Source organism: Micromonospora parastrephiae, from assembly GCF_016802865.1.
Classification (GTDB): Bacteria; Actinomycetota; Actinomycetes; order Mycobacteriales; family Micromonosporaceae; genus Micromonospora; species Micromonospora parastrephiae.
On record NZ_JAEVHM010000025.1, the window covers coordinates 17,525 to 31,830 of the forward strand.

The window sequence follows — 14,306 nt, forward strand, 5'->3', positions numbered from 1 at the left end:
AGGTCCCGCCGGCGCGCACCCTGGAACCGGAACGCTGAACCCGGCCGGAGCCCTCAGCCGGCCAGCAGCAGCTGGCGGACCCGACCGCCCAGCCCGTCGAAGACCGACCGCGCCTGTGACCAGGTGCGCGAGCGTTCGGCCGGGTCCGTGCCGTCCTCACCGCCGGCGCCGGCCAGCCCGCTCAGGGTGTCCAGCTGGAACAGCGGCAGATACTCGGCGATCCCGTCGTACGTCTCGCAGAGCAGGTCCAACCGTTCCAGGTCGGTCGGTTGGGGGTTCGCGCGGTGGCCGTCGTACCACTGCTCGACACCCTCCCGGAACGCCTCGATGAGGCGGCGGAGGACCACCGACGTGCCGACCGCCCGCTGCACGTCCCGGGAACGCAGCAGCGACCGCAGGGCCTGCCCGCCGTCGGCGCCGCCGACGGTCGCCACGCGGTGCGGATCGAACGCGTCGCGCAACCGACGCTCGAAACCGGTGAGCTGGTCCAGAGCGGCGATGGCCTCGACGAACACCCGCGCGACCCGCCCCGGCAGCGGGGGCGTCGTCCCGGTCGCCGGCTGGTGCCGCTCCGGTACGACGCCGAGCCGTCCTGCCGGGCCGGTGAGATCCTGGCGCAGCTCTCCCCGGATCTCGTCGAGCTGGTACGACAGGTGCTCGATGGAGCGTTGGGTGTTGCTCTGCTGCCGGTGGATGCGCTCGACGCGCTGGCGTACCGAGGTCAACGCGTCCGCGCCGATCGCCTGCTCCAACCGGCGCATCAGGGCCTTGACGCTGCCCGACAGGTCCTCGGCGAACGACTGCGGGTCGTGGACGATCGGTTCGACGCTGAACGTGCCGGCGAGTTCCGCGGCGAACTCCGCGGGCAGGTGACCGACGACGACGAGGATCACCTCGCTGTCCGGGACGGCCGCCCGGATCGCGACGACCCGCCGGTTGAGATCGTCGACCTCCTCGGCCTTGAGGACCGACTCACTGAGCAGCACACAGCAGCCGGCGTTGCGTTCCTCCAGGGGTATCCAGAAGTCGACCGGCAGGTCGCGCATCGACCCGACCAGGTGGTCCCGCTGGTACGACCAGCCGTCCTGGGTGAGCACCCGCCGCACGTCGGCGGCGACATCCTGCCGGTTGGCCAGGTCGAACTGGACCCGCACCACCTCGCGGACCATGACGTGGGTGACGGATGTGCCGGCCTGGGCGGCGCGCTGGAAGAGGTGGTAGCAGAGCCGGATCACCCGCCGGGGCACCCCGTCGGCGAGGTTGGCCAGGTATTCGGTGGTCTCCACGGTGAACGGCGCGAGTCGGGCTGCGCCGAACGCCCGGAGCTGGGTCTGCCGGATGAACGTGCGGACGTCCTCGCCGCTGAGGGCCGACATCCGCACGATCGGCCCGATCCGCTGCCGCACGTCGGCGCTGAGCAGGTGCAACATGTCGGGCAGCCCGGCGATCACCAGGAAGGCCCCGGCGGAGGTGAACACCCCGAGCAGCCGTTGCAGGCGGGCCATCGTCTCCGGACCGGGCCGGCCACCCGCGGTGAGGATCTTGTCGAGCTCGTCGAGGACGAGCACGAAACGGTCGTGCCGTCGACCGTGCAGCAGAACCAGCACGCCCATCGCCTCGACGGCGGTGGCCTCCACGTCCGCGCTGGGGGTCACGCCGGCGGCGACCAACGCCGGGCCCGGCGGGTGACCCGACAGCCAGTCCCAGGCGGCCGCCTCGGTGCTCGGGTCGAGCAGCATCGCCAACGCGGTGCCGAACGCCGGGTCGGTGGTGACCTCCGCGAGGTCCGCACGAAGCCGCGGGACGAGCTGATCCGCCGAGGAGGCGACGCCCCCGGGATCGGGCAGGTAGCCGGTGAGCAGCTCACGCACCGTGTCACGGGAGAGTCGGGTCAGGAACCGCCGGTGCAGTGACAGGAAGGTGTCACCCGGCGCGTCCAGATAGATCGCCTGCCCGGCGGCTCCGGTGATCCTGCGGGCGCGGGCCAGCAGCTCGACCGCGAGATGTGTCTTGCCGGTGCCGTAGTCACCGACGAGGGCGACCACGGCGCCGTCGCCGGTGCGTATGTAGTCGTCGAGCTGGTCGGTCGCGTCGCGGACGGCGGCGGTGACCACCGTGCTTCCGCCCGTGCCGTGCTCCGTCACCCGTGCCACGGCCGTCGGCGAGAAGGGATTGACCGGGCCTGCCGCCGGTGGACCTCCGATTGCGTCCATCTCCGTGATCCTCCGGTAGCTCCGGCCTGGGCGCCAGGTGTCGGGGACCCGAGGCCGACCCGTTCGTGCGCCCCCTCCGGCCCGTCTTGCAATCGTAACCCTCGGTGGCCAGTCAGGGGGACCGGTACGCACCTGTGGACTGCGCCGCTCACCTGCAAAAAGAGCCGATCAGCCGGGGTGCCGCTGGTCCGGTCGGATCGACTGCGTCGAATACGATGCGGATGGGCCGATCCCGCCGGATCGCGGGGTCGGTCCGGGTGGGCGCGGCGCGGACGGTGGGCATCGGCCCCCCGCCCGGCGACACTGGTGCGACGACGGTCCCGCGGACGAGGGAGTTGGTCGATGACGGGTCCGGTCCCCGGCGCGTACCGCCCGGCCGGGAGGGCACTGCGGATGGTCTTCGCGGTGATCGGCCTGCTCGCGCTGGTGCTCGGCTACGTCGGCTTCGACCGGTTGCTGCGGGCCGAGCCGGGCAGCGGCTACGACCTGTACGACGTGGTCTACTACGACATCCAGCTCTTCGTGCTCGGCGCGGAGCCGTTGCAGGATCCCGGCCCGTACCCGTGGCAGTTGCAGGTCGCCCGGTTCGCGGCCCCGCTGTTCACCCTGCTCGCGGTGGTGGAGGCCAGCCGACTGCTGCTGGCCGCCGAGATCCGGCGGCTGCGCGCCCGTCGGGCCCGTGGGCACGCCGTGGTCTGCGGCGACTCCCAGTTCGCCCACATGCTCGCCGACCGGCTCTTCAGTGAGGGCGAGCGGGTGGTCGTGGTGCGCGCCGAGCCGTTCGGGCCACTGGAGTACCGCAGGCGTCGCTACCTGGGCGTCACCGGCGACCCGGCGAGTCCCGAGGTGCTGCGCGGCGCCGGTCTGCCGCACGCCCACACGGTGTACGCCTGCACCGACGACGACGACCGCAACCACGCCATCGCCAACGCGGCGAGTCGGCTGATCCAGGACCGGCGGCAGCCGGCCCGGGTCTACGTGCAGGTCCACGACCCGGAGATGTGCCTGTCGTTGCAGGCCCGACGGCTGGGCGCGGCCGGTTCCAGCCGGCTGCGACTGGACTACTTCCACGTCGACGACGTCGCCGCCCGGGCCCTGCACCGGCACCACCCCCTGCCCTCCACGACCCGACGACCGGTCCGGATCCTCATCGCCGGTCGGGGCAGCTTCCGCCGTGCCGCGCTGGTGGCCAGCGCACGGCACTGGCAGCTGCGCCAGGCCGAGGCGTCGGCCGGTCGGCCCGTGCCGCCGCTGCACGTCGATCTGGTGGCCCCGGACGCCACCGTCGAACTCGAGCTGGCGACCGCCCGTCACCCCTTCCTGCCCGCCGCCTGCGAGGTGCGGGCGTACGACCTGGACCTCGACGGTCTGGTCGAGTCGGGCATGCTGCGCCGTGGCTACGACCGGCTCTACGTCTGCGCCGTGGACGAACGCAACGGACTCCAGTTGGCGTTGGACACCCCGGCGCTGTGGCAACGGGCGGAGAGCACGGTGTTCGTACCCGTGTACCGGCAGGCGGCACTCGCCGCCGCGTTCCACGGCGACCGTCGGCACGACCTGCTCGACGAGGTGCACGGCCGGCTCCAGCTCTATCCGGTGCTGACCCGGGCCTGCGACGCCCAACTGATCGCCGAGGATCTCACCGAACGCCTGGCCCGGCAGATCCACGACAAGTACGTCCAGTCGCAGGTGCGCGCCGGGGTGCGCCCGGGTTCGGCGCCCGCGATGGTGGACTGGGCTCGGCTTCCCGAGTCGCTGCGTCGGGCCAACCGCGCCCACGTGCAGGACATCGCCGCGAAGCTGTTGAGCCTCGGTTGTGTGGTGGCGCCCCGACACGGCCCCACCGCCGGTACCGCGGACCCCGGCGCCAGCCGGGCCATCGACGACCGGATCGACGAGCTGGCCCGACTGGAGCACGAACGGTGGTGCCAGGAACGACGGGGGGAGGGCTGGGTGTACGGCGAGCCGCGCGACGACGCCCGCCGCCGGCACCCCGCGCTGCGGCCGTGGGGCGAGCTGCCGCCGGACGTCCAGGAGACGAACCGGAACGAGATAAGGGCGCTGCCGGAGGTGTTGTCCGACGCCGGTTTCGAGATGATCCGGCTGACCGCCGAGGGCGTCGACTCCGCCGGTCCGCCGGGGCCGCCGCGGCAGGGCGGTGCCCCGGGTGACTCCCCGCGTGCCTCGGGTGGCGCGTCGGGAGAGAGGATCGGCGGATGACGCTGGACCCTCGGCCGGTCCGGGTGGGAATCACCGGGCACATCAACCTGACCCCCGCCACCGAACGGCTCGTGTTCGACGCGCTGCGTACCGAGTTGCGCCGGATCAGCGAACGGCCGGTGCGGGGTGTCACCTGCCTGGCCGCCGGCGCGACCAGGTCTTCGCGCGGGCGGTGCTGGCCACCGGTGGGGCGTACGAGGTGGTCCTGCCGGCACCCGACTACCGGGAGCGGGCGATTCCCCCGGCTGGCCGCCCGGCCTTCGACGACCTGCTCGGCAGGGCCGCCGAGGTGGTCCACACCGGATTTCCGCATTCCGGCACGGCGGCGTACGTGGCCGCCAACCGGGAGCTGGTGCGCCGGGTGCACCGGCTGGTGGCCGTCTGGGACGGGGAGGCCGGCTGTCACGAGGCGGCGACCGACCGGACGGTCGGCTGGGCGCGGCAGCGTTCCATCCCGACCACCGTCCTGTGGCCACCCGGCGCACGCCGGACGCGGGCTGACTGATCCGCGTGGGACGGGTCAGTGTGATCGGTGCCTTTGGAGCTGAATCGTTTGCGACATCATCGACCCGGCGGCGAGCTGGTAGCTGCGGGCTCCGGGCAAGAGACGCCGGCGGCCGGTGCCGGCGGGCGGTGCCGGCGGTCAGTCTGAATCGCTGACGACATCAGCTCCAAAGGCAGCGCTTCAGCCCGGTGCTTGCGGTCGATGTCCGAAGTGGCACAACCGCACCCCGTATTCGTCGAATCACGTTCGACCGGGGGTCTTGACTCTCGCCAGACATGGGGCCACGATCTGACAACGTTGTCATCGATCACCGCCATCTGACAACGTTGTCATTGTCTGGAGGCACGATGTCCGAGCAATCGCCCCTGTCGCGGCGTACCTTCCTCTCCGCCGGTGCCACGCTGCTGGCGTCGGTGGGGGTGACCGCCGTCCTACCGGACGCGGTCGCGACCGCCGCTGCGGCGACGCCGGCCGCGACGCCGCCGCCCACCGACCTCGCCCGGTACCGCCCGGTGGCGGTCTCCTCGACCGACTACGCGCCGACGCCCGCCACGTTCGCCGTGGACGGCCTGCCGCAGGTCGGCGTGCGCGGCAGCGGGTGGCGGGCCGCGAAGGGCGATCCTCAGTGGATATCGGTCGACCTTCAGGCACCGTGCCGCGTCGAGGCCGTCACCCTGGTTTTCGAGGCCACCCTCGCCGACGGTCCGTTCGACGGCAACTACACCGACACCGACGGTGGCGAGATCCTCTCCAGCGCCGCGACGGCGTACCGGATCGAGGTCTCCACCGACGGCCGGGACTGGCGGTCGGTGTACGAGACCACCGACGGTCAGGGCGGCGTGCAGGCCATCAGGCTGCCGCAGCCGGTCACCGCGCGGTGGATCCGGATGACCGCCACCAGGCGGTCCAACGGCAACCCGGTCGGACTCAACGCTTTCCAGGTCTACGGCGTCGCCCTGACGGGCCGTCCGAAGGCCGACGGCTGGACCAGCTGGGAGGGCGGCAACACCGAGAAGGCCCCCGACCTCACGGTGGCCGCCGACGGCACGGTGCCGCTGGAGTCGGGCTGGTCGTTGACGATGGACGACTTCGCGGGCACCACCGACGGCACCGAGCTCTCCCGAGCCGGCGTCGACGTCCGGTCCTGGTTGCCGGCGACCGTGCCCGGCACCGTGCTGGGGACCCTGGTCGACCAGGGCCACCTGCCCGACCCGGTCGCCGGTTTCAACAACATGCGCATCCCGGAGGCGCTGTCGCGGCACACGTGGTGGTACCGGCGGGCGCTGCGGCTGCCACGTGAGCTGGACACCTCGCCCGGCCGCCGGATTTGGCTGGAGTTCGACGGCATCAACCACCACCGCCTGGGTCAACGGCGTGCAGGTCGGCAGCGTCGCACACCCGTTCGCGCGGGCCGCCTTCGACATCACCGACGCCCTGGCCGGCCACCGCGAGCACGTCCTCGCCGTCCGGGTCACCCCGATGCCGCACCCGGGCACCCCCGGCGACAAGGGCCCCGACGGCCGCACCTTCCTCCAGTCGGCCCACCACTACCTCGACGCGCCGACCTACCTCGCGGTGTCCGGATGGGACTGGATGCCCGCCGTCCGCGACCGGGTCACCGGGCTCTGGGACCACGTCCGGCTGCGCAGCACCGGCGCGGTGGTCGTCGGCGACCCGCACGTACTGACCACGCTGCCCGACCTGCCGGACACCGACACCGCCGAGGTCACCATCAACGTGCCGGTGCGCAACGCGGCGGCAACCCCCAGCACGGTCACGGTGCGCGCCGAGTTCGACAAGGTACGCGTCGAGTCCACCGTGACCGTGCCCGCCGGGGGATCCACAACGGTCACCTTCGCGCCGGAGCGCTTCCGCGCGCTACGCCTGCGCGACCCCCGGCTCTGGTGGCCCAACGGCTACGGCGAGCCCCACCTGTACGACCTGACGCTCACCGCCACCGTCAAGCGTTCGGTCAGCGACCGGCGCGAGCTCCGCTTCGGCATCCGCGAGTTCGCCTACGACTGGCACCAGCCGATCGTGATCTCGCCGCCCGGGAAGCCCCCGCTGGAGTTCGTCGACGGCGCCGCGACCCAGACCGTGACGTTCGACGGGCAGCACGCCCGACACGTGCGCATCCAGGCCGGCCAGCGTGCCACCGGCTGGGGCATCTCGATGTTCTCGCTGTCGGTGGCCGACGGCACCGGCCCGGACCTCGCGCTGCGCCGCGAAGCGACCGCCTCGTCGTCGGAGAACGACACCAACGGGCCCGGCAGGGCCGTCGACGGTGACCCGGCGACCCGCTGGGCGTCGCAGGCCGAGGACAACCAGTGGATCCAGGTCGACCTGGGCGCGGCGGTCGACTTCGACCGGGTCACCATCGTGTGGGAGCAGGCGTACGCGCTCGACTACCGCGTCCAGGTCTCCGCCGACGGGGACGCCTGGACCGACGTGAAGGCCGTCAGCAACGACACCCCGCTGGGCAGCCGCGCCACCCAGGTCGAGACCTTCGCCAGCCAGACCGCCCGGCACCTGCGCATCCAGACCGGCGCGCGGGTGACCTCGTGGGGTGTGTCCATGTGGGCGCTCTCGGTGCAGCGGCAGGCCGAGCCGGACGTCGACCTGGCCCTGCGTAAGACCGCCACCGCCTCGTCGTCCGACAGCGACTCGAACGGCCCCGACCGGGCCGTCGACGGCAACCCACGGACCCGGTGGTCCTCGAAGTTCGAGGACAACCAGTGGATCCAGGTCGACCTCGGCGCGCCGGTCGCCTTCGACCAGGTGACGATCGTCTGGGAGCAGGCGTACGCCCGCGACTTCGTCATCCAGGTCTCCGACGACGGGCAGCGGTGGACCGACGTCAAGGCCGTCAGCAACGCCGTCACCCAGCTCAAGATCAGCGTGAACGGTGTGCCGGTGTTCGCCCGGGGCGGCAACTGGGGCTGGGACGAGTTGCTGCGGCGGGTGCTGCCCGACCGGCTGGCCGACACGGTCGAGATGCACCGCGACATGAACTTCACGATGATCCGCAACTGGCTCGGCAGCAGCAACCGCGAGGAGCTGTACCAGGCCTGCGACGAGCAGGGCATCCTGGTGTGGAACGACTTCTGGCAGGCCGGCCAGTTCCTGCCCAACCCGCCCGGCTACGTGGACATCGCCGCGGACACGATCCGCCGGTTCCGCCACCACCCGAGCATCGTCGTGTGGTGCGGCGCGAACGAGGGCGACCCGCCGCCGATCGTCGACGCCGGGCTCAAGGCGGCCGCCGCCACCGAGCACCCGGAGATCCTCTACATCCCGAACTCGGCCGGCGGCATCGTCAGCGGCCACGGCCCGTACCACTGGGTGGAGCCGGGGACCTACAACAACCGGAACACCTACGACACCGGGGCGTTCGGCTTCCACACCGAGATCGGCATGCCGGTGGTGTCGGTGGTCGAGAGCATGCGCAACCTCGTCGGCGACGCGCCGGAGTGGCCGATCGGCGACGTGTGGAACTACCACGACTGGTCGACCGTCGGTAACCAGCGCGTGGGGACGTACCAGGCGGCGATCGACGCGCGGCTCGGTGAGTCCGGCTCGCTCGACGAGTTCGCCGCCCGGGCGCAGTTCGTCAACTACGAGAGCCACCGCGCCATGTTCGAGGCGTGGAACGCCAACCTGTGGCAGGACGCGACCGGCCTGCTGCTGTGGATGTCGCACCCGGCGTGGCACAGCACGGTCTGGCAGACCTACGACTACGACCTCGACGTGAACGGCGCCTACTACGGCGCCCGCAAGGGGTGCGAGCCGGTGCACGTCCAGGCCGACCCGGGCACCTGGCAGGTCCGGGTGGTCAACCACACCACGACGGCGCTCACCGGCGTCACGGTCACCGCCCGCCGGTACGACCTGAACGGCCGGTCGCTGGGCACGCCCCAGCGGCAACGGGTGGACGTGGCGCGTTCGGCGACGACGGCGGCGTTCCCCCTCGCGGTGCCCGACGGCGGCGGGCTGCACCTGGTCCGGCTGGAGCTGCGGGACGGCCGCGACCGGCTGTTGGCGGACAACACGTACTGGCGCTATGACAGCGCCGAGGAGATGCGGGCGCTCAACGGCCTGCCGTCGGCCCGGCTGTCGACGTCGTCCAGCACGGTACGTGTCGTCGAGGGTCGCTCCACGGTCACCACCACGGTCCGCAACCAGGGCCGCGCGGTCGCCGCTCTGGTCCGGCTGGCCGTGCGCGACCAGCACGGCAAGCGGGTCCTGCCGGCCCGTTACGACGACAACTACTTCTGGCTCCTGCCGGGGGAGACCCGTCAGGTGCGGATCTCCTGGCCCGCGCGGGCGGGCGTGGCCCGCCAGGTCACGGTGACCGCGCAGGCGTACAACTCCTAGACGAGTAAGTAGTCGGTCGCCTCCGTCGGGGCGGACGCGGTATTGAGCGGTATACCTCAGAGGTATGAATATGACTCTGAGGTATACCGCTCAACAGCACCTCGACACGCCGGGCCAGCCAATGCGCATGCTGGAGAGAGTCAGGACTTCCCACCGCCTCCCGATCGCTTCGCCGTCGCGAGTGGATTGCCCGAGCCGTGTTCACGGGGTGTTCCGACGGGCGTCATGTCGGGCGGTTGGGATCACGGGAGCACAGGCAACAGCTCTGCTTTCCGGAAGGTCTCGCATCCATGTCGCAGTCCCCTCTGACGCTGCCGCGTCGTCACTTCCTCGCCCTGGGAGGCGTCGCCGCCGGCGCGGCGATGCTCGGCGCCGAGCCCGCCTCGGCGAGCTCCGACGTCCCGGACGACCGGATCACCCTGCCGGGCTACGCGTTCACGCTCGGTGTCGCGTCCGGTGACCCGTCGCCCGACGGTGTCGTGCTCTGGACCCGCCTGGCACCGGACCCGCTCGCTCTCGACGGGTTGGGGGGCATGCCCGAGCGTGCCGTCAGCGTGCGGTGGGAGGTGGCGGAGGACGAGAAGTTCCGCCGGATCGTGCGTCGTGGCGTGGAGCGTGCCACGGCGGCGTGGGCGCACTCGGTGCACGCCGAGGTGCACGGCCTGCGGCCGGACCGCGTGTACTGGTACCGGTTCCGTGTCGCGGGCCAGGTCAGCCCCGTGGGCCGTACCCGGACGGCGCCGCGCCCGGGGACCGCCCTGCGGTCGTTCACCTTCGCGTTCGCGAGCTGCCAGGCCTACACCGACGGCTACTTCACCGCGTACGAGCACATGGCCCGGGAGGACCTGGACCTCGTGGTCCACCTCGGCGACTACATCTACGAGGGCGGCGGCGCGGGCACGATCGGCCGCGCGCACCTTCCGGCGGCGGAGACGTTCTCCCTGACCGACTACCGGATCCGGTACTCGCAGTACAAACTCGACCCGGCGTTGCAGGCCGCGCACCGGGCCGCGCCGTGGGTGGTCGCACCGGACGACCACGACGTCGAGAACAACTGGGCCGGCGACCACTCGCAGCCGGACACCGAGCCGGACCAGGACCCGGCCGTGTTCCGGCTGCGCCGGGCCGCCGCCTACCAGGCGTACTACGAGAATTTGCCGCTGCGCCGCTCGTCGATGCCCCGGGGTCCGGAGATGCAGGTCTACCGGCGTCTGACGTTCGGCGATCTGCTCCAGCTCGACGTCCTCGACACCCGCCGGTTCCGGGACCAGCAGCTCACCGACCAGTCGCTGCGCTGGGACCCGAACCGGCAGATGCTCGGTGCCCAGCAGGAGGCCTGGCTGTTGGCGGGCCTCGGCGCGTCCACGGCCCGGTGGAACGTGCTCGGCAACCAGGTGTTCGCGATGGAGGCCGACCACACCGACGGCGCGCCCGAGACGTTCGGCATGGACACCTGGGACGGGTACGCGGCGGCGCGTCAGCGGCTCTTCGACGGGCTGGCGCAGCGCAACGTCGACAACTTCCTCGTGATCACCGGCGACGCGCACCGGAGCGTGGCCGCCGATCTCAAACTGGACTTCTCCGACCCGGCCTCCCGCACGATCGGCACCGAGTTCCTCGGGACGGCGATCAGCTCGGGCGGCAACGGGCAGGACATGGACGCGCTCGGCGTGACCTGGCTGGCCGAGAACCCGCACATGAAGTTCCACAACTCCCAGCGTGGGTACCAGGTCTGCCACCTCGGTCGCCAGGAGATGCGCACCGACTACCGCGTCGTGCCGTTCGTAAACGCGCCGGGCGCTTTGATCACGACGCGGGCCAGCGTCCACGTGCAGAACGGCCGGCCCGGGGTCGCGCACGTGACGTCGGCGCCACCTGATGCGGGCGTTTAGGGCCGTTACCGCACCTCCACCAACGGCCAGGACCCATGCTGCACGGGGGAGAGGAGCCGCGTCGGCCCGCAGCAGGGGTGTCCGAGCCCGGAGGGACTGATCATGTCCAACGCCAGCCGCGCCGATGGCGTAGGGGCGCGGTCGGGTTCCACGTCCGGGGCGGTGCGGGTCGCGTTCGCCTTCTGGATCACGCTCGTGGGCACCACGGTGCCGACCCCGCTCTACCCGCTCTACGAGCTGGAGTTCGGCTTCTCGTCGTTGACCGTGACCGTGGTCTACGCGCTGTACGCGCTGGGCGTGGTCATCGGGTTGCTGGTCTTCGGCCGGCTCTCCGACCAGATCGGCCGGCGTCCGGTCATCCTGACCGCGCTCGTTCTGTCCGTCGCCGCCGACGCCGTCTTCCTGTTCGCCGTGGACCTCGCGATGATCATCGTGGGCCGGGTGCTGGCCGGCCTCTCCGCCGCACTGATCATCGGAGCGGCGACCGCGGCGCTGGCGGAGCTGATCGACCCCCGGCACCCCAGACGTGCCGCCACCGTTTCGATCTTCGCGAACCTGGGCGGTCTCGCCGCCGGCACCCTGCTGGCCGGAATCGTGTCGGACGTGGCGCCCGATCCACTCCGGCTGCCCTGGGCCATCGTGCTGATCCTGGCGGTGAGCGCGATCGTCGCGTTGCGCGGCGTACCGGAGACGGTGCGGGAGCGGTCGCCGGTGACGGTGCGGGTTCAGCGGCTGCACGTGCCATCGAACATCCGCGGTGACTTCATCCGAGCGGCGATCACCAGCGGTGCGGGCTTCGCGGCTCTCGGAGTGCTCACCTCGGTGACCGGGTTGTTCCTCGGCATGGTTCTGCACGAGAGCTCGCACACGCTGGCCGCGTTGGTGGTCTTCCTGGCCTTCACCGGCGCCGCCTTCGGTCAGCTGCTGACCCGCGTGCTGTCGTCGCGCGCCGCGCTGGCCTGCGCCTGCGTCGGTCTGATCGTGGGCGCCGCCCTGCTCGCGTTCAGCATGTGGATGGCGGTGCTGGCGGCGCTGGCGATCAGCGCGACGATCACCGGGGTCGCCGCCGGGGTGGCGGTCGGCGACGGCATCGCGACGATCACGATGAGGACCGCTCCACAGCATCAGGCCGAGGCGGTGTCGACCTTCTTCGCCATCCTGTTCACCATGCTCGGCGTGCCCGCGGTCGGGGTCGGGCTGCTGATCCAGGCGACCGGTCTGCGTCCCGCTGGTGAGATCTTCAGTGGCGTGGTGGCGGTGCTCGCGCTGGGCGTCCTGCTCAGCCTCCTGCGCGGTGGCCAGACCCGATCCGCGAGCTGATCCAGGTCCGGTCGCCCAGGGCACGGGGGTGCCCGGAAAGCCCTTCACGGAGGTCTTGCGGCGGTCATCGTATACAACATACGCTCCCCGAATCGCCCACTCGAGGAGCTCTCCATGACGAACCTCTCCGTCAGCGAAACGAGCCGTGCACTCCGGGCCGCTGTGGCGGCGGTCGCTGTTGCCTGCGCGGTCGTCGCCTGCTCACCGGTGTCGGACAGCGGGGGCGGCACCCAGTCCGGCGACAACCAGTCGGCGGGCCAGGACTCCTTCGGTGCGCCGGCCGACCCCGCCGCCGTGAAGCAGGGCGGAAAGCTGGTCATCGCCCTCTCCGCGGAGCCCGACGCGCTGGACCCGACACTCTCGCGCAGCCTCTATTCCCGGTACGTCTTCCAGGCCATGTGCCAGAAGCTCTACGACATTGACGAGCGGGCGCAGGTCGTACCGCAGTTGGCGACCGCCCTGCCCACGACGAGCGGTGACGGCCGGACGGTCACGATCCCGCTGCGCCAGGGCGTGCGCTTCGCGGACGGCACCCCGTTCGACTCCGCCGCGGTGAAGGCCACCCTGCAACGACACCTCACCAACGCCCGATCGGCACGCAAGAGCGAACTCGGTCCCATCGACGGCGTCGACACCCCCGACGCGCAGACCGTCGTCCTGCGGCTGAAGCAGCCGTTCGCGCCCCTGCTCGGCGCCCTCGCCGACCGCGCCGGCATGATCATGAGCAGCAGGGCGCTACAGAGCCTGGGCGACGACTTCGCGTCGGCGCCGGTCTGCGTCGGCCCCTTCAAGTTCGCCAAGCGGGTGCCCCAGAACTCGATCGACGTGGTGCGGGACCCCAACTACTACGAGGCCGACAAGGTCCACCTCGACGCGATCTCGTGGCGGATCCTCAGCGACGCGAGCATCCGGGCCGCCAACCTGCGCTCCGGTGACGCCCAGGTCGCCGACACCGTCTCCACCCAGGACGTCGCCTCCCTGCGGCAGGACTCCTCGGTCTCGGTCCTGCAGTCGCAGTCCCTCGGCTACCAGGGCCTCACCATCAACGTCGGCAACGTCGACGGGGTGCGTACCCCGCCCAAGCCGATCAACCGCCCCCTCGCCCAGGACGCCAAGGTCCGGCAGGCCTTCGAGCACGCCATCGACCGCAAGGCATTGGTCGACGCCGTCTTCAACGGAGTCCACACCGTCGCCTGTTCACCGATCTCGCCCGCCAGCCCGTTCTCGTCAGCCGAGGCGCAGACCTGCCCGGCGCACGACCCCGGCAAGGCCAAGCAACTGCTCGCCGAGGCGGGCGTGCAGACGCCGTACACCGTCACGATGCTCGCGTCGAACACGCCGGACTCGCTGCGCCTCGCGCAGGCACTCCAGGCCATGGTCAAGGACGGCGGCTTCGATCTGAAGATCAACCCGGTGGAGTACTCGTCCCTGCTCGACGAGCAGGACCGGGGCAACTTCGAGCTGCTGCAACTGGGGTGGAGCGGGCGGATCGACCCGGACGCCAACATCACCAACTTCGTCGGGACCGGCGCGAGCCAGAACGTCGCCGGCTACAGCAACCCCCAGCTCGACACGCTGCTGGCCCAGGCCCGGCAGGCCGGCGACGTCGAGGAGCGCAAGAAGCTGTACGGGCAGGCGGTCACGCTGCTCCAGCAGGACGACGCGCTGATCTACCTGTACCGGCAGCGCAACCTGACCGCCGTCGCCAAGCAGATCCAGGGCCTGCAGGTCTTCCCGGACGGCGTGATCCGTGCGGCGTTCGCCGGCTACACCAGGTAGGTC

The 14,306-nt window shown here is 71.5% G+C and carries 7 protein-coding genes and 2 pseudogenes; 8 read left to right on the forward strand and 1 reads right to left on the reverse strand.

Annotated features, from left to right (window positions below):
- Positions 1-53: 53 nt before the first annotated feature.
- Positions 54-2,213 carry an AAA family ATPase gene (locus JNW91_RS08260; RefSeq protein WP_203174301.1) on the reverse strand — a complete coding sequence of 720 codons (2,160 nt, stop codon included), beginning with the start codon at positions 2,211-2,213 and terminating at the stop codon, positions 54-56.
- A gap of 342 nt (positions 2,214-2,555) precedes the next feature.
- Here JNW91_RS08260 and JNW91_RS08265 point away from each other — a divergent pair, with 342 nt between their 5' ends.
- The 8 genes and pseudogenes from JNW91_RS08265 (at position 2,556) to JNW91_RS08300 (ending at position 14,303) form a co-directional block, all read left to right on the forward strand.
- Positions 2,556-4,433: a RyR domain-containing protein gene (locus JNW91_RS08265; protein WP_203174302.1), complete on the forward strand. Its 1,878-nt coding sequence runs from the start codon at positions 2,556-2,558 to the stop codon at positions 4,431-4,433.
- 172 nt (positions 4,434-4,605) lie between these two features.
- Complete coding sequence (locus JNW91_RS08270; RefSeq protein ID WP_203174303.1) at positions 4,606-4,938, forward strand: hypothetical protein; 333 nt, start codon at positions 4,606-4,608, stop codon at positions 4,936-4,938.
- Between the two features lie 347 nt (positions 4,939-5,285).
- Positions 5,286-5,807 (forward strand): annotated as a pseudogene (locus JNW91_RS33880) (discoidin domain-containing protein); the annotation flags it as partial.
- A gap of 315 nt (positions 5,808-6,122) precedes the next feature.
- Positions 6,123-6,230 (forward strand): annotated as a pseudogene (locus JNW91_RS33885) (hypothetical protein); the annotation flags it as partial.
- 82 nt (positions 6,231-6,312) lie between these two features.
- Positions 6,313-9,312: a discoidin domain-containing protein gene (locus JNW91_RS08285; RefSeq protein WP_203174305.1), complete on the forward strand. Its 3,000-nt coding sequence runs from the start codon at positions 6,313-6,315 to the stop codon at positions 9,310-9,312.
- Between the two features lie 290 nt (positions 9,313-9,602).
- Positions 9,603-11,204 (forward strand): alkaline phosphatase D family protein, encoded by a 1,602-nt coding sequence (locus JNW91_RS08290; protein WP_203174306.1) that lies wholly within the window; start codon positions 9,603-9,605, stop codon positions 11,202-11,204.
- 102 nt (positions 11,205-11,306) lie between these two features.
- Complete coding sequence (locus JNW91_RS08295) at positions 11,307-12,524, forward strand: MFS transporter (protein WP_203174307.1); 1,218 nt, start codon at positions 11,307-11,309, stop codon at positions 12,522-12,524.
- Positions 12,525-12,638: 114 nt separating this feature from the next.
- Positions 12,639-14,303: an ABC transporter substrate-binding protein gene (locus JNW91_RS08300; protein ID WP_203174308.1), complete on the forward strand. Its 1,665-nt coding sequence runs from the start codon at positions 12,639-12,641 to the stop codon at positions 14,301-14,303.
- The last annotated feature ends 3 nt before the right edge of the window (positions 14,304-14,306 follow it).

Bases quoted from the DNA above. Each gene is read 5' to 3' on its own strand.
- JNW91_RS08260 (WP_203174301.1), bottom strand. From the start codon at position 2,213: ATGGACGCAATCGGAGGTCCACCGGCGGCAGGCCCGGTCAATCCCTTC.
- JNW91_RS08265 (WP_203174302.1), top strand. From the start codon at position 2,556: ATGACGGGTCCGGTCCCCGGCGCGTACCGCCCGGCCGGGAGGGCACTG.
- JNW91_RS08290 (WP_203174306.1), top strand. From the start codon at position 9,603: ATGTCGCAGTCCCCTCTGACGCTGCCGCGTCGTCACTTCCTCGCCCTG.
- JNW91_RS08295 (WP_203174307.1), top strand. From the start codon at position 11,307: ATGTCCAACGCCAGCCGCGCCGATGGCGTAGGGGCGCGGTCGGGTTCC.
- JNW91_RS08300 (WP_203174308.1), top strand. From the start codon at position 12,639: ATGACGAACCTCTCCGTCAGCGAAACGAGCCGTGCACTCCGGGCCGCT.